We start from the raw sequence: 15538 nt of genomic DNA on the forward strand, positions 1-15538 counted from the left end.
CCGTGCGTGCCACGGCCGGGCATAGGACAATCGCTGGTGTGATTGCTTACAGCCCGAACGCGCCATGACGCGCATGCTGCCTGCTCATGTGTTCTCGTTGGAACCTGCCGCGGTGATGCGCGTGCTGGCCGGGCTACGTTATCTGGCGGTCGCGCTGATGGGGATCGCCGTGGTGCTCATGGCGGTGGCCGGGCGGGATCTGCCGCCGGTGTTGTGGAGCCTGCCGGCAATACTGCTGGCGTTCAACCTGGGCGTCGCGTGGCGGCTGCGGCGTCTCGCGCAGCCGAGCGCGCTCGAGCTGGTCGGCCATCTGGCGGTCGACACCCTCGCCTTGTTCGTTTTGTTCTGGACAGTCGGCGGGGCGACCAATCCGTTCGTCTCGTTGTTTCTCGTGCCGGTCGCGCTGGCGGCCACCGCCCTGTCGATCCGCCATGCGATCGCGGTGACGCTGCTCGCCGTGGCGGCGTATACCGCCTTGCTTTTGCGTTATCTCTGGCGGATTCAGGACCCGGAGGCCTTCGTCGGCTTCGAGCGTCATGTGGTCGGCATGTGGGGCAATTTTCTCTTGGCGGCGGCGCTATTGTGCGGTTTTCTGCTGGTGCTGGCTGCCGTGCTGCGTGCCCGCGAGCGCGAACTGGCCGCTCAGCGCGAGCGCCTGATGCGCGACGATGCCGTGGTGTCGGTTGCGACCGTGGCCGCGGGCGCGGCCCATGCGCTCAACACACCGTTGTCGACGATCGCGGTCGCGGCCGAATCGCTGGCCGAGCATCCGGACCTGCCGGCGGATATGCGCGAGGAGGTCGCCACCATCCGTAGTCAGGCCGAATTATGCGCGACCGAATTGCGGCGTTTGGTCGCTGCCCGCGATCCGAAGGCGCAGGAGGTCACGTCGCTGCAGCGCTATATCGCCCGGCTGGTCTCGGACTGGCGGGCGCGCCGGCCCGAGATCGATCTCATCGAGCATGGCCGGGAAACGCTCGACAAGCGCGCGCTGCGTAACGATCCAGCGCTCACGCAAGCGTTGGCCAACCTGCTCGACAACGCGGCCGATGCCGCGATCGCGGCGGGCGACCAACGCTTGTGGTTGACGTGGGCACGCGAATCGGCCGTTCTCGAAGTGGGTATCGATGATCCGGGTCGCGGGTTGGCCCGCGGCGCCGGCAACGGTTCGGCCAAGTCGGGCGGGCTTGGGCTCGGGCTTACGCTGGCTCGCGCGAGTCTGTCGCGGCTGGGCGGTGACCTGGTATTTACGGCGTCGGCCCGTGGCGGTACGCGAACTCTGGTGCATTTGCCGCTCGATGCACTGGAAGCGGAGGCGGCATGAAGCTGCTCATCGTCGACGACGATGCGATCTTTGCCCGGACATTGGTGCGGGCGTTGGATCGTCTCGGTCACCCGGCCTGTGCCGCCGACACGCCGGAGGCCGCCCTGGCGCTGGCGCGAGATCGCCGCTTCGATGCCGCGATCGTAGACCTGCGGCTCGGCGAGCGCAGCGGCCTGGCACTGATCGAACCGCTGCTTGGGGTCGATGCCGGGTTACGTATTCTGATGCTCACCGGCTACGCCAGCATCGCCACCGCGATCGAAGCGATCAAGCGCGGTGCGTTCAATTACCTGCCGAAGCCGGCCACGGCCCGGCAGATTCTCGCCGCGCTGGCACACGACGCTACGGCCGACGAGGGCTCGATGGTCGAACCTCCGGCAACGCCGACCTCGCTACGGCGGCTGGAATGGGAGCATATTCAGCACGTACTGGCCGAGCACGACGGCAATATCTCGGCCACGGCCCGTGCGCTTGGCATGCACCGGCGCACCCTGCAGCGCAAGCTGGCCAAGAAACCGGTGCAGGAATGAAGGCGTTTGTATCAGAACGCGTCCGACAGCACCTGGAACGGCGTCGTTACGTTCCGCTCAGGAGGCAGCAGTCATGACCGGCATTGTCATTTTCGCCATTGCGATGGTGCCTTTTTTTGGCCTGATCGGCTGGCTCGGCTACAAGGTGTTCACCAGCGGCCGACGTTAGCCGCAGTCCGAGCGCAAGCCGAGCGCCGCACGGCGCCCGGCCGTCGCTGCGGTCGTTGCGACATCGGGCCGTGCCGCGGCCCGCCCGGGCGCGCGCGTGGACGCCGAACGCTGCAGCGGCGACAATCGGGCGGTTGCTAGGGTCTGTTGAGGTTTCGTGCGAGTCCGCGCCAAGCGCTGTTTTGCGGCAAGACGAGGCGTAGCGAACGTGGCGTAGTTGTTCTACGCGAGAGAGCGACAACGCTGTATTGCCGCAAAACAGCGCTTGTCCCTTGGGGTTGGGCCGCAAATCGCGCCCGGCGGCGTTGCGAGTCTGGGTCGTGGCACGCCACAACGCGGCGACTCGCGCCTTGCCGGACACGATTTGCGGACGCCAACGCGGCGCTCTCACGAAACCTCAACAGACCCTAGCGCGTCATGCTTCATTCCCGGTGATTTGTCCTATGTCCGAGTTGTCGATGTCGAACGAGATCGCGTCTGCCCCGGAGCCCGCGGTCGAGGCCGGGCCGCGTCGTATTGTCCAGCGTGGCCCGCGGCGTTTCGTGCTGCTCGGCACGGCGCATGTTTCCAAAGCCAGTGCCGACGAAGTCCGCGCCGAAATCGAAAGCGGTGACTACGACCACGTGGCGATCGAGCTCTGCGATGCGCGGCACGCGGCGCTGACCCGCCAGTCCGAGATGGCGGATATGGATCTGTTCGCCGTGATCAAGAACGGCCAGGCCGGTATGGTCGCGGCCAATCTGGCGCTCGGCGCCTACCAGCAACGTCTGGCCGACCAGTTCGGCATCGAGCCGGGCGCGGAAATGCGTGCGGCGATCGCGGCGGCCGAGGCCGGCGATACGCCGCTCACGCTCATCGATCGCAATATCGGCATCACGCTCAAGCGGGTCTATCGCAAGATCCCCTGGTGGCAGCGCGCCACGGTGCTGGCCGGACTGGCGGCCAGCCTGGTGTCGTCGGACAAGATCAAGGAAGAAGACATCGAGCAGTTGAAGGAAGGCGACATGCTCGAAGCCACCTTCAACGAGTTCGCCGAACAGTCGGAGCACATGCATGCTGCGCTCATCGACGAACGCGATCAGTACATGGCGGCCAAGCTGCTCGAACAAGACGAGACACCGGGCTCGACGCTGGTGGTGGTGGGCGCCGGCCATCTGAAGGGCCTGGCGCGCTATCTAGAAGCCGGTATGGACGATCCGGCCGGGCGCGTGTCTGAGCTGGATAGCGTGCCGTCGGGCGCCCGCTGGGTGAAGTGGATCCCTTGGATCGTGGTAGCGGTCATCGTGGTCGGCTTCGCGCTGGGTTTTTCGCGTAGCACGGGTCTGGGCCAGCAGATGGTCGTGGAATGGGTGGTTATCAACGGTGCGCTCTCGGCGCTGGGTGCGCTGATCGCGCTCGGGCATCCGTTGACGATCGTTACGGCCTTCGTCGCCGCGCCGATCACTTCGCTCAACCCGACCATCGGCGCCGGCATGGTCACGGCCGCGGCCGAACTGTGGTTGCGTAAACCGCGGGTGGGCGATTTCTCGACCCTGAAAACCGACGTAACCAGCGTGCGCGGCTGGTGGCGCAACCGGGTGTCGCGGACGTTGCTGGTGTTCCTGTTCTCGACCATCGGCTCGGCAATCGGGACTTATGTCGCCGGGTTCCGGATTTTCGGGCAGTTGTTCGGGAGTTGACGACACTCTGACCAGTGACTCGGAGCGACCGCGCTCCTGCCGGGCCCAGAGTCTGTCGGGTTTGGCGCGGGCTCGCACGAAACCTCAACAGACCCTACCGCTTACGCGACGCTCATGTCGTGGCGCGCCGGCGAGACGGCGCGGCCGCGGATCGGCTCAGGGCCGATCTCGTAGCACTCGGTCGCCGGTGCGAGCCACGTGATTCGGCTGACGCTGTACATTCTCGGTGGCCTGGGCCAGGTTGAGCACTGTCTGGGCGATCGATTGCGTGGTGGCCAGCGTATCGATCGCGCCGGTGCGCAGGGCGCCGAGGATGCCGGTGACCTTGGTCGGCTCGCTGGCGGTGGCGATGACGTCGGGGATATGACGCAGGTGATCGATGGTCAGCCCGATCACTCGGCCGAGCAACTGGGTTTCGGCGAGGTTGCCGTCGATATCGATGAAATCGTAGCCCATGATGTCGCCGACCACCCCGAGCTGGCGTAACGCGGTGATTTCGTCGTTGGTGAACCAGCCCATGCGCACCATGTTGCTGTCTTCGAGAATATCGCCGACGCCCACCACGGCCACGTCGGCGTGCTGGGCCTTGGCCAGCGACTGGCGCACGGTATCGTTGGCGAGCAGGGCATCGCGGATATGCGTGTCGGAGACGATGGCCGGCGCATAGAGCGTCACGCTTTCGCCGCCGAAGCGCATGGCCATCTGGCGACAGATCTGGTCGGCGTTCATGGTCTCGCCGCCGCGATACGAGCCGCCGATGGCGCAGACGAAGCTGCAATGCCGGCGTTGATTGGACACCACATGCTCGGGCACCGCGCTCACGTTACGACCCATGCCGACCGCGACCACGCTGGTGTCGGTCAGCGTCTGGTCTAGATAGCGGGCCACCAGGCCAGCGAGCAACTCGCGCTGTCGTTCCGGGTCCTTGTGATCCACAGAGATGATCGCGCGCCGGATGCCGAAGCGTTCGATCAACGCTTTTTCCAGCGCGGCCGTGGTGTTCGGCGGGTGCTGGAGCCGGACACGGATCTCGACGATGCCATCGGCGACTGCGCGCTTGAGCAGCCGCCCGACTTTAACGCGCGAGACTTCGAAACGGCTGGCCAGCTCTTCCTGGGTCCAACCGTCGATGTGATAGAGCTTGGCCAGCTCGGTCAGTTCATCAGGTGACATAGATTTTGTCTTTCACCCCTCGTGCCTCGGCTGAACGCCTGAACAGTCTGCCCCGACGCTGGTGCGATCATATGTTCGATTAATGTTCATATGCACTAGACCTTTATCCTACGGCCTCATCCCGGTCTGTCCAGTACCATGCTCGGCTATCAGCGCGCAATATTTCAGTATTCGCAGGAATTTGAGACCTAAGTCGTATCGACCAAAGTCTAGGTATGGAAAAGAGGGTTTCGCGTTGACCGCCCTCGGAGCGCGAAATAATATCGATCACGAATAAACAAATGAACCGTGAATGATCAGATGTTCATTCGCGACTGGCCGGAACTGAAACGCTTGATACGAGCGTGGTCGGCGGCATCGGGCATACGAACCGCCCGGTGCGGAGGACGAGGACCGGCCATGGCGTGCCCCGCGGCGCGAAAGTCACATTGAGGAGTCAGCCGTCATGTCTGATGTTACCGATCGTCCCGAAACCGCCGCCCAGCTGGGCGATATCCCCAAAACCATGCAGGCCGTCGTCTGCTACGCGCCGGGCGACTATCGACTCGAGGAAGTGGAAGTGCCCACGCCGGGCCCGGGCGAGATCCTGTGCCGGGTGGAAATGGTCGGCATCTGTATGTCGGACGTGAAGGTCTACCACGGCGCGCCGTCCTTCTGGGGCGACGACACCCAGCCGCGCTACGTCAAGCCGCCGATGATCCCGGGCCACGAGTTCGTCTGCCACGTAGTCGCCCTCGGTGAGGGCGCCGGTGAGGCCAAGAACGTCAAGATCGGCGATCGCGTGATCTCCGAGCAGATCGTGCCGTGCTGGGATTGCCGCTACTGCAACCGCGGCCAGTACTGGATGTGCGAAAAGCACGACCTGTACGGTTTCCAGAGCAACGTGAACGGCGCGTTCGCGCAGTACATGATCTTCACCAAGGAAGGCATCGTGCATCACGTGCCCGATCATGTGCCGGCCGAGGAAGCCGTGCTGGTCGAGCCGCTGGCCTGCTCGCTGCACGCCGCCGACCGCGCTCAGGTCACGCCCGATGATGTGGTCGTCGTCGCCGGCGCCGGCACGCTGGGGCTGGGCATCATCGGCCAGGTTGCGCTGTCCAACCCGAAAAAATTGATCGTGCTGGATCTCAAGCCCGAGCGGGCCAAGTTCGCCAAGCAGCTGGGCGCGCACGAAGTCTGGAACCCGGCCGAGGAAGACGTGATCGAGAAGATCAAGTCGATCACCGACGGCTATGGTTGCGATATCTACATCGAGGCCACCGGTTACCACAAGGCGGTGAATCAGGGCATTCACATGCTGCGCAAGCTGGGCCGCTTCGTGGAGTTCTCGGTGTTCGGTTCCGAGGTCACGCTCGACTGGTCGATCATCAGCGACCGCAAGGAACTGGATGTTCTGGGGTCGCATCTCGGTCCCTATACCTATCCGCGCGCGATCGATTTCGTCGCCACTCGCAAGCTCGACATGCGGGGCGTGGTCACCCACACCTACCCGATGTCGAAATTCCACGAGGCGCTCGAGGTCATGGAGCGCGGCGAGAATTCGATGAAGGTTGCGCTCGACCCGCACAGCTGATCAGGACAGGCCGTCGCGCTGCCGGTGCATGGGTGGCGTGACGGTGACCGACCATTCGCAAGGCCGTGCGGCCGCCCGGCACAAGAGCGCAGAAGCGCCGGCCTGGCGGGACGCGCGGGCCGGCGCTCGATTCTCGGATCGGTTGCCCGGGAGGATGCCATGACTAGCCAAACCATCGTGCCGCGCGAGATCTCGCACGGCTTCACCCACGAAGCAGACAACGCCCTCGCGGCGGGGAGTTCCGCATGACCGCGGCCACCAGTTCGAATCGCCCGGGCGCCAGCAAGATGTCGCCGATGGTCAAGCGCGGGATCGGTGCTGCCGTCGTCGTCGCGCTGCTTATCGCCATGGGTCTGGATACGACAGTCGTGCCGATCGGCTCCGACATCGGCGCCTCTGCGGACCAGTTCTCGCCGGAGAAATACGGCAAGTCCGAGTTCCCCAAGGTGCAGCAGAAGATCGAGCAGCGCGCGGCGCCAGCGCCGGTGCTGGTCAAGGCGCTCAAGGACAACAAGGACACCGCGGTCAAGAAATACGGCGTGCCCAACGACATCGGGCCGATCCTGTCGGTGAAGTTCACCGGCACCGTGGGTGACGGCCAGGACGGGATCTATAACGTGAAGGTGCCGGGCGTGCCCGACGATCTGACGATCCGCGTGCAGACCGGTCCGGCCGTGATGGGCACCGTCCTGCGCGATGGCGCCGGCGATATCAGCTTCGGCGATTTCACCAACCAGATTCAGTATCAGAACGCCGGCGCGGCCATCAATAACGAGATGAAAAAGGAAGTGCTCTCCGGCCTCAAACGCGACGCGCTGAAGGGCAAGAAAGTCACCGTTGTCGGCGCCTTCCAGTTGATCAACCCGAGCAACTGGCTGGTGACCCCCGTACGTTTCAGTGTGCAGCAATGAGTGATACCCAGCGGACATCCGGAGGCGATGCGCCGGTGCTCTCCGCGCGCAACGTGGTCAAGCACTACGGCGGCGTGCAGGCGCTCAAGGGTGTGGACTTCGATATCTATCGCGGCACCGTGACCACGCTGTTCGGGGAGAACGGCGCGGGCAAGTCCACGTTGATGAAGATCCTGTCCGGCGTCGAGCAGCCGACCGACGGCCAGCTCATTCTCGATGGTGAGCCGGTGCGCTTCGCCTCGACCGTTGAGGCTCAGCACCGCGGAATCTCGATCATCCACCAGGAGCTGTCGCTGGCGCCGAATATGTCGGTACGCGACAACATTTTCATGGGCCGCGAGCTGCGACGCGCCGGTGGAGTGGATTATGCCGAAGAGGCCCGTCAGGCCGCCGCGCTGATGACGGAACTCGAGGAAGATATCCACCCGTTGACCAAGGTCGGCGATCTGCGCGTCGGTCAGCAGCAGATCGTGGAAATCGCGCGTGCGCTGTCGGTGGACGCCCGCATTCTGATCATGGACGAGCCGACCTCGGCGCTGTCTGCCACCGAGGTGGAAGTGCTGTTCAAGGTGATTCGCGATCTCACCGCGCGCGGCGTGGCAATCGTGTATATCTCACACCATCTCGAGGAGGCGCTGGAGATCACCGACCACGCCGTGGTGCTGCGCGACGGCAGCATGACGGCCAAGGCCGAGCGCGCGGATATCGATCTGGCGTGGATCGTGCGCAACATGGTCGGCGAGAACTTCGATCTGGGCTCGCCGCCGACCGGCTATGAGTTCGGCGATACGCTGTTGTCGGTGCAGTCGCTGACCGTGCCGGACGATTCCAACGTCGACCGGGCCGCCGTGGATCATCTGTCGCTGGATGTGCGCGCCGGTGAAGTCGTGTGTATCTACGGCCTGATGGGCGCCGGGCGCACCGAACTGCTGGAAGCCCTGGCCGGGGCCTCGCAGGTCAGCGATGGCAAGGTGATGCTGGAAGGCCGCGACGTGACCCATATGGATATCGCGCAGCGTATTGCCGCCGGTTTGGTGCTCGTGCCGGAGGATCGGCAGCGTGACGGTCTGGTCCAGACCATGACTGTGGGCCGCAATCTCTCGCTGGCGAGCATCGGCGCCTTCGTCAAGAACCTGTTTCTTTCCAATTCCGGCGAGCGCGGCCTGGTCGACGATTCGATCCGCGACGTGCACGTCAAGACCGACGGGCCGGGCGCGATGATTGGGTCGCTGTCCGGCGGCAACCAGCAGAAGGTCGTCATCGGCAAGATGGTGACCACCGATCCGAAGGTGATCCTGCTCGACGAACCCAGCCGCGGCATCGACATCGGCGCCAAGGCCGAAGTGTTCAAGCTGCTCGCCGAGCGGGCGAAGCAGGGGCTGGGCGTCGTCTACTCGACCTCCGAGGTCAACGAGTGTCTGTCGATCGCCCACCGCATCATCGTCATGGGCCGTGGCCGCATCGTCGCCGAATTCGGGCCCGATGTCTCCAAGGAACAGATCATGGCCGCCTCGGGCGAGTCCGTGGCCGCGTAAGCCTTACGACCAGGAATTACAAACATGAGCGATACACGCGCTGCAACCAACACGAAGGGCAAGAGCGGGCTGTTTGCCAACGGTTTCGACCCGGTCGGCCTGCTGCTTGAAGGACGGGCGTTCTTCGGCCTGATCGCGATCATCGTGGTCTTTTCCTATCTGTCGCCGAATTACTTCACGTTCGACAACCTGCTGACCATGTCCTCGCATGTGGCCATTTACGGCCTGCTCGGTCTGGGCATGCTGTTGGTGATTTTGAACGGCGGCATCGATCTGTCGGTGGGCTCCACGCTGGGACTTTGCGGGGTCATGGCCGGCTTTTTCATCCACGGCGTAGAACTCGCGCCGCTTGGTGTGACGCTGTATCCGCCGATCTGGGTGGTCGCCGTGCTGGTCTGCGGCGTTGGCGCGTTCGTCGGGTTGGTTAACGGTATCCTGATTGCCCGCTTCAAGGTGCCGCCGTTCGTGGCCACCCTGGGCTCGCTGTACGCCGTGCGCGGTATCGCGCTGCTGATCACCGGCGGCCTGACCTACAACAACCTGGGCGGTAAGGAAGCGCTGGGCAACACCGGCTTCGACTGGCTGGGCTTCAATCGGCTGTTCGACATTCCGATCGGCGTGCTGGTGATGATTGTGGTCGCGCTCATTCTGAGCGTGGTGCTCAACAAGACCGCGTTCGGCCGCTGGTTGTATGCCTCGGGCGGCAACGAGCGCGCTGCGCGTCTGTCGGGCGTACCGGTCAAGCGGGTCAAGATTTCGGTGTATGTGCTGTCGGGCATCTGTGCCGCCATCGCCGGTCTGGTGCTGACCTCCGAGCTGACCTCGGCCGGGCCGACCGCGGGTACCACCTATGAACTGACCGCTATCGCCACGGTGGTGATTGGCGGGGCGGCGCTGACCGGCGGTATCGGTAACGTGCGCGGCACCTTGCTGGGCGCATTCGTGATCGGCTTTCTGTCCGATGGCCTGGTCATCGTGGGTGTGTCGGCCTATTGGCAAATGGTGTTCACCGGCGCCGTGATCGTGCTCGCTGTCCTGCTGAACTCGATCGAATACAGCGGCCGTGCCAAGAAGAAGAGCTCGAACGACGGCGGTGCCACGCCGTCGCCGCAGAAAACCGAATCCGCCGGAACCGCCGCATCGGGCGGCGCCCGACAGGTTCCACAAAAGACCGCCGGCTGACCGGGGGATGCAACCAAAGAGAAGGAGATGCAAGCAATGCTACGCAGAACAATAATCCTGGCCGGTGCCGCCATGGTCGCCGCCGCGGCCTTCACCGGCCTGTCCACGGCGTCCGCGGCCGATTCCGGCAACGGTAAGCTGATCAGTATTATCGTCAACGATCCGTCGAATCCGTACTGGCGCACCGAGGGCCAGGTGGCGGCCACGGAAGCCCGCTCGCTGGGCTACAAGGCCAACGTGTCGGCGCATAAGGGTGATACCAACACCGAGCGCAACCTGATCGACACCGCCATCACCAACCACTCGGCGGCGATCATCCTGGACCCGGCCAACGCCGACGGTTCCATCGGTTCGGTAAAGAAGGCCGTACAGGCCGGTATCCCGGTGTTCCTGGTCAACGCCGAGATCAACCAGAAGGGTCTGGCCAAGGCGCAGCTGGTGTCCAACAACGCGCAGGGCGCGGCGCTGGGTGCGCAGCAGTTCGTCAAAGCCATTGGCGGCAAGGGCAAGTACGTCGAGCTCAAGGGCGCGCCGTCGGATAACAACGCGGCCACGCGTTCCAACGGTTATCGCACTGTGCTGTCGCAGTACCCGGACCTGAAACGGGTCGCCCATCAGGTTGCCAACTGGGACCGCACCCAGGGCCACGACAAGATGCAGGGCATGCTGCAGGCGCACCCGAACATCAACGGTGTGCTCAGCGGTAACGACGAAATGGCCCTCGGCGCCATTGCCGCGCTCAAGGAAGCCGGCAAGCTCAAGGGCGTGACGGTTGGCGGTTTCGACGGTTCCCCGGACGCCGTGGATGCGGTCAAGTCGGGTGAGCTGGCCTACACCGTGCTGCAGCCGGTTGCCGTGTTCGCGAAGAAGGCGGTCGACGAAGCCGACCACTACATCAAGCATGGCAACACCGGTGTTGATCACGAGAAGCAGCTGTTCGACTGCGTCCTGATCACCAAGAAGAACGCCGACGACTTCGTCGCCCCGTTCACCCTGAAGAGCATGACCAGCAGCTCGTAAACCCGCTACGGCATCAAGCCGACGAGTGCGCGCGGGCCGTGGTGGCCCGCGCGTTTTGTTGAGGAGTTCCCCATGACGTACCTAGTGAATAATCCCGCCGATTTCGTCGATGAGAGCATCGACGGTTTCGTTGCCGCCAACAGCAATCTGGTGCGCCGCGTGCCCGGCGGCGTGGTGCGTGCCACTCGAACCCCGCCTGGACAGGTTGCCGTGGTCATCGGCGGCGGTTCCGGTCACTATCCGGCGTTTGCCGGGCTGGTTGGCCAGGGCCTGGCCCACGGGGCGGCCATGGGCAACGTCTTCGCTTCGCCGTCGGCACAACAGATTTATTCCGTGGCCAAGGCCGCGGCTTCCGATTCGGGTGTGCTGCTGTCGTTCGGCAACTATGCCGGCGACGTGCTCAACTTCGGCATCGCCGAGGAACGCCTGAAAGCGGAAGGGATTCCCTGTCGCTGTTTTGCTGTCACCGACGACATCTGCAGCGGCCCCGCCGACAAGGCCAGCGAGCGTCGCGGCATTGCCGGTGATCTGACCGTGTTCCGTGCGGCTGCGCTGGCTGCGGCCGAGGGCAAGTCGCTGGACGAGGTGTATGAATTCGCAAGCCACGCCAACGATCGTACGCGCTCGTTCGGCGTGGCCTTTTCCGGCTGCACGCTGCCCGGCGCCAGCCAGCCGTTGTTCACCGTGCCCAAGGGCCGCATGGGCGTGGGCATGGGTATCCACGGCGAGCAGGGTATCGAGGAAGTCGATATGCCGAGCGCGTCGGATCTGGCCGACATGCTGGTCGATCGCCTGCTCGATGAACGTCCGGACGGCGCGGCGTCGCCGCGCGTGGGCGTGATGCTCAACGGCCTGGGCTCGGTCAAGTACGAAGAACTGTTCGTACTCTACAAGCGCGTCTCCGAGCGGCTGGAAGCCGCGGGCCTGACGTTGGTGCAACCCGAAGTGGGCGAACTGGTCACCAGTTTCGAGATGGCCGGCGTATCGCTGACCCTGTTCTGGCTCGACGACGCGCTGGAGCAAGCCTGGACCGCGCCTGCTACCACGCCGGCGTATTGTCGCGGCGGTGTGGCGCTGGAAGGCGAGCCGCGCGATGACGCCGATCTGGCCGCAGCGCACGAAGAAGAAACGCCGGACGCGAGCGAGGACTCCAAGTCCGATGCCGCCGGCATGCTGGCCGTGATCGAGACCATTCAGGCCAAGATCGAGGCCGAGGCCGAGGATCTCGGCAAGCTCGACGCCATCTCGGGCGACGGCGACCACGGCATCGGCATGGACACCGGCGCCCGTGCGGCGCTGTCCGCCGCCCGGCGGGCGGTTGAAAAAGGCTGTGGTGCCGGCACTGTCCTGATGCGGGCCGGCGATGCCTGGGCCAACGAGGCTGGCGGCACGTCGGGCGCCCTGTGGGGCCTCGGCCTGCGCAGTGTCGGCGCCTGCATCGGCGACGAGAACAGCGTGGCCGCTCCGGTCGTGGCCGAGGGCGTGGTTGAAGCGACCGACGCCATTATGCGCCTGGGCGGCGCCGAGATCGGCGACAAGACCATGCTCGACTCGATGAAGCCGTTCTCGGACAAGCTGGCCGAAGAAGTGAAGGCCGGTACGCCTTTGCGCCAGGCCTGGCGCCGCGCGGCGGAAGCCTCGCAGCAGGCCGCCGACGCGACCGCAAACCTGGCCCCGAAGAAGGGCCGGGCCAAGAACCACAGCGACAAGAGCATAGGCCACGCCGATCCGGGCGCCATTTCGTTCGCCATGATCGTTTCGGCGGTCGCTGACACACTCGAATCCCTGCATGAGGACGCAGCATGAGCGACAAACTTCGAATCATCCTCGGGTCCGACGAAGCGGGCTACGAGTACAAGGAAGCCCTCAAGGCCGATATGCAAGCCAGCGACTATGTGTCGTCGGTCGAGGACATGGGCGTGGACGAGGCGGCGAAGACGCCGTACCCGACGGTCGCCATCGCGGCCGCTCAGAAGATTGCGGCCGGTGAAGCCGATCGGGCGTTGCTGATCTGCGGTACCGGGCTGGGCGTGGCGATTTCGGCCAACAAGGTGCCCGGCATTCGTGCCGTGACCGCGCACGACGGCTACTCGGTCGAGCGCAGTATCCTGTCCAACAATGCCCAAGTGCTGTGCTTCGGCCAGCGCGTGATTGGTCTGGAGCTGGCGCGCAAACTGGCCCGCGAGTGGCTGACCTATCGTTTCGACGAAAACTCCTCGTCGGCCAAGAAAGTGGCCGTCATCAAGCAGTACGAGGAAACGGGCGACCACAGCCCCGTGGAGTGACGCCATAATAGACGCCGATTGATTCAGCGTTGGATTCTTCCATGCATATCGGCGTCAGTTTCAAGATGTATCTCGACCGGCCGCGTACCCGCCAGTGGTGCGCGGCGGCCGCCGAGATCGCTCGTCGGCATCGCGCGGTGGCGTCTGGCGCCGTCGAACTCTCCGTTTTTCCCACCCTGCCGGCCATGGAACTGGCCATGGCGGCCTGTGCCGATAGCCCGATCCGCTTCGGCGCCCAGGATTTGTTCTGGCATGACCGCGGCGCTTATACCGGCGCGGTCTCCGGCGCCGATCTGGCGGAGATGGGCTGTTTCTATGCCGAGATTGGTCACGCCGAACGTCGTCGAGTGTTCGGCGACGATGACACCATCGTGGCTCGAAAAGTGGCCGCAGCCGTGCGCAACGGTCTTACCCCCTGGTTATGCATCGGCGAACCCGAAGAGGGCCCGGTAGACGCCGCCACGGCGTTCTGCCTGGAACAGCTCATGGCGTCTCTGGCCGAGTTGTACGAGCCGGTTCCGCTGGTCATTGCCTACGAGCCGGTCTGGGCGATCGGGCAATCCGATGCCGCGAGCGCCGCGCATGTCGCCGAGGTGGCCGAAGGCCTCAAGACCGGTCTTGCCGAGCGCACCGGCCAGCGTGATGTGCCCGTGGTTTATGGCGGCAGTGCCGCGCCGGGAACGCTTAGCGAGCTCGGCCACGGCATCGACGGCCTGTTCCTGGGCCGCTTCGCGCACGACACGACGGCCTTCGAGGCCATTCTCGATGAGGCTGCCGAGCTGGCGAACTAGTTTTTCAAGACAATTGTCCGCAGATCGACGCAGATTTGCGCAGATGCAAGAAGATCTGGTTCCCTGCCCGAGAGGCATTCGCCGGCCGATCGAGCCGGCTCAATCGCGATTCGTCCAAAATAAGAATGACCCGGCGTTTTCTTCTTCTGCGCGCGGCGCGGCCATCGATTGCTCGCGCCTGTATAAGGTCCGATGTCATCGGCGTCGGTCTGCAGACGATCGGTCTTAAGAGTCTACCTGATTATGGATGAAGCTCAGCGGGGTCATGACCTGACCCACCGACGGCGGATAATCGAGCCATGACGCTAACGGAGATTTGTCATGGCGATCAATCAGGTCCAGATGCGACCCGGCCTGTCGCTGGTTGACTTCATGCAGCAGTATGGTACCGAAGCACAATGCGCACAGGCATTGGCCGCAGGGCTTTGTCTACGCAGCGTGCCTCTGCCGGTTGCACACGACGTTTGAACGCGCGGGCCGCGGTTATTGGCCGTGTCGACGTTGTCGACACCAGACCACGGTCACCGCCGGCACACTCTTCGATTCGAGGAAACTCCACCTGACGACCTGGTTTCTGGCCATGCATTTGTTGCCGCAAGCCAAGAACAACGTCTCCGCCCTGGCACTGCGGCGCCAGCTCGGGGTCAACTGACGCATGGCCTGGCGCATCAGACACAAGCTCATGACCGTCATGGCTGAACGCAAGCCGCATCAGACCGTGATCCGCTGTATGCCCTTCACATCAAAGGCGGTGGCCGGCTGGCCAACGACGCCTTAACAGCAGACACCGACGCCGTATCGGACGGGCTGCCGGTGTTTTGGCTATTGCGCGCGGAAGCCGCAAATCACCTCGGGATTGTCACCGGCTCGGGCCGGGCGTCGGCCGAGCATCCCGAATTCCGGTGGGCCAATATCATGCTGGGTAATCTGAAGACCGCCATCCATGGCACCTATCACGCCTTCAAGTTCGCCAAGTACGCACCGCGTTACCTGGCCGAGTTTCAGTACCGCTTCAACCGGCGTTATAACCTGCGTTCCATACTGCCGCGGCTGCGGCGCGCCGCCGCGACCACCGCGCTGCGGCCCGAGTATCGACTGATGCGGGCTGAGCTTTGTACATAATCAAGAAGCATGATGGCCGTGCTCCACGTCTAAGCAGCCGCGCCAGCAATCTCGATAGGTGATTTGACATGTAATGAATCCTTGTTCAATTCTATGCGCAGATATTGAACCTTGATTCAATTCTTCGTTGTCGTTAGTTCCGGGAGAGGGCAATGACCATAGATGAACAATTCGAGATCGGCCAGCAGGCACTCAAGGCCCAGGCATTCAGCCAGCTCGTCGGCGCCGAACTTACCGCTTTTGAT

The 15538-nt window shown here is 64.0% G+C and carries 12 protein-coding genes and 1 pseudogene; 12 read left to right on the forward strand and 1 reads right to left on the reverse strand.

The genetic code is table 11. The features are described from left to right. Nucleotides 1-64 precede the first annotated feature (64 nt). The 3 genes from C41B8_RS14120 to C41B8_RS14130 all read left to right on the forward strand — a co-directional run bounded on the left by C41B8_RS14120 (nucleotide 65) and on the right by C41B8_RS14130 (nucleotide 3701). Complete coding sequence (locus tag C41B8_RS14120) at nucleotides 65-1324, forward strand: ATP-binding protein (RefSeq protein WP_037339504.1); 1260 nt, start codon at nucleotides 65-67, stop codon at nucleotides 1322-1324. Next, nucleotides 1321-1854 carry a response regulator transcription factor gene (locus tag C41B8_RS14125; protein ID WP_037339507.1) on the forward strand — a complete coding sequence of 178 codons (534 nt, stop codon included), beginning with the start codon at nucleotides 1321-1323 and terminating at the stop codon, nucleotides 1852-1854. Before C41B8_RS14120 ends, C41B8_RS14125 begins: the two co-directional genes overlap by 4 nt. Before the next feature lie 638 nt (nucleotides 1855-2492). Further along, a complete protein-coding gene (locus C41B8_RS14130; RefSeq protein ID WP_415752839.1) occupies nucleotides 2493-3701 on the forward strand; it encodes a TraB/GumN family protein in 1209 nt (402 codons plus the stop codon). Between the two features lie 156 nt (nucleotides 3702-3857). Here C41B8_RS14130 and C41B8_RS14135 read toward each other — a convergent pair whose 3' ends face one another. After that, on the reverse strand, nucleotides 3858-4874 hold the full coding sequence (locus C41B8_RS14135) for a sugar-binding transcriptional regulator (RefSeq protein WP_051883558.1): 1017 nt from the start codon (nucleotides 4872-4874) through the stop codon (nucleotides 3858-3860). Between the two features lie 445 nt (nucleotides 4875-5319). On the opposite strand from C41B8_RS14135, the gene C41B8_RS14140 reads away from it, so the two are divergent. From C41B8_RS14140 to C41B8_RS20180, 9 genes and pseudogenes are all read left to right on the forward strand, one after another. Then, nucleotides 5320-6447, forward strand: a complete 1128-nt coding sequence (locus C41B8_RS14140) for an MDR/zinc-dependent alcohol dehydrogenase-like family protein (RefSeq protein ID WP_037339508.1) — start codon at nucleotides 5320-5322, stop codon at nucleotides 6445-6447. A gap of 245 nt (nucleotides 6448-6692) precedes the next feature. Continuing rightward, nucleotides 6693-7358 (forward strand): DUF2291 family protein, encoded by a 666-nt coding sequence (locus C41B8_RS14145; RefSeq protein ID WP_037339511.1) that lies wholly within the window; start codon nucleotides 6693-6695, stop codon nucleotides 7356-7358. Then, the gene (locus C41B8_RS14150; protein ID WP_037339513.1) at nucleotides 7355-8893 is read left to right on the forward strand and encodes a sugar ABC transporter ATP-binding protein; all 1539 of its coding nucleotides are present in this window, start codon (nucleotides 7355-7357) and stop codon (nucleotides 8891-8893) included. The genes C41B8_RS14145 and C41B8_RS14150 overlap by 4 nt, the downstream gene beginning before the upstream one ends. 24 nt (nucleotides 8894-8917) lie before the next feature. Next, complete coding sequence (locus C41B8_RS14155) at nucleotides 8918-10075, forward strand: ABC transporter permease (protein ID WP_051883559.1); 1158 nt, start codon at nucleotides 8918-8920, stop codon at nucleotides 10073-10075. A 72-nt stretch (nucleotides 10076-10147) separates the two neighbouring features. Continuing rightward, nucleotides 10148-11095: a D-ribose ABC transporter substrate-binding protein gene (locus C41B8_RS14160; RefSeq protein ID WP_415752840.1), complete on the forward strand. Its 948-nt coding sequence runs from the start codon at nucleotides 10148-10150 to the stop codon at nucleotides 11093-11095. A 72-nt stretch (nucleotides 11096-11167) separates the two neighbouring features. Then, nucleotides 11168-12901 carry a dihydroxyacetone kinase family protein gene (locus C41B8_RS14165; protein ID WP_037339516.1) on the forward strand — a complete coding sequence of 578 codons (1734 nt, stop codon included), beginning with the start codon at nucleotides 11168-11170 and terminating at the stop codon, nucleotides 12899-12901. Beyond that, complete coding sequence (locus tag C41B8_RS14170) at nucleotides 12898-13380, forward strand: ribose-5-phosphate isomerase (RefSeq protein ID WP_037339518.1); 483 nt, start codon at nucleotides 12898-12900, stop codon at nucleotides 13378-13380. Before C41B8_RS14165 ends, C41B8_RS14170 begins: the two co-directional genes overlap by 4 nt. Nucleotides 13381-13421: 41 nt before the next feature. Further along, a complete protein-coding gene (locus C41B8_RS14175) occupies nucleotides 13422-14171 on the forward strand; it encodes a triose-phosphate isomerase (protein ID WP_037339520.1) in 750 nt (249 codons plus the stop codon). A 321-nt stretch (nucleotides 14172-14492) separates the two neighbouring features. Next, a pseudogene (locus C41B8_RS20180) lies at nucleotides 14493-15293 on the forward strand (IS1595 family transposase). Nucleotides 15294-15538 lie beyond the last annotated feature (245 nt).

The organism is Salinisphaera hydrothermalis C41B8, from assembly GCF_000732535.1.
Classification (GTDB): Bacteria; Pseudomonadota; Gammaproteobacteria; order Nevskiales; family Salinisphaeraceae; genus Salinisphaera; species Salinisphaera hydrothermalis.

Bases quoted from the DNA above. Each gene is read 5' to 3' on its own strand.
- C41B8_RS14120 (WP_037339504.1), top strand. From the start codon at position 65: ATGACGCGCATGCTGCCTGCTCATGTGTTCTCGTTGGAACCTGCCGCG.
- C41B8_RS14125 (WP_037339507.1), top strand. From the start codon at position 1,321: ATGAAGCTGCTCATCGTCGACGACGATGCGATCTTTGCCCGGACATTG.
- C41B8_RS14135 (WP_051883558.1), bottom strand. From the start codon at position 4,874: ATGTCACCTGATGAACTGACCGAGCTGGCCAAGCTCTATCACATCGAC.
- C41B8_RS14140 (WP_037339508.1), top strand. From the start codon at position 5,320: ATGTCTGATGTTACCGATCGTCCCGAAACCGCCGCCCAGCTGGGCGAT.
- C41B8_RS14145 (WP_037339511.1), top strand. From the start codon at position 6,693: ATGACCGCGGCCACCAGTTCGAATCGCCCGGGCGCCAGCAAGATGTCG.
- C41B8_RS14150 (WP_037339513.1), top strand. From the start codon at position 7,355: ATGAGTGATACCCAGCGGACATCCGGAGGCGATGCGCCGGTGCTCTCC.
- C41B8_RS14155 (WP_051883559.1), top strand. From the start codon at position 8,918: ATGAGCGATACACGCGCTGCAACCAACACGAAGGGCAAGAGCGGGCTG.
- C41B8_RS14160 (WP_415752840.1), top strand. From the start codon at position 10,148: ATGGTCGCCGCCGCGGCCTTCACCGGCCTGTCCACGGCGTCCGCGGCC.
- C41B8_RS14165 (WP_037339516.1), top strand. From the start codon at position 11,168: ATGACGTACCTAGTGAATAATCCCGCCGATTTCGTCGATGAGAGCATC.
- C41B8_RS14170 (WP_037339518.1), top strand. From the start codon at position 12,898: ATGAGCGACAAACTTCGAATCATCCTCGGGTCCGACGAAGCGGGCTAC.
- C41B8_RS14175 (WP_037339520.1), top strand. From the start codon at position 13,422: ATGCATATCGGCGTCAGTTTCAAGATGTATCTCGACCGGCCGCGTACC.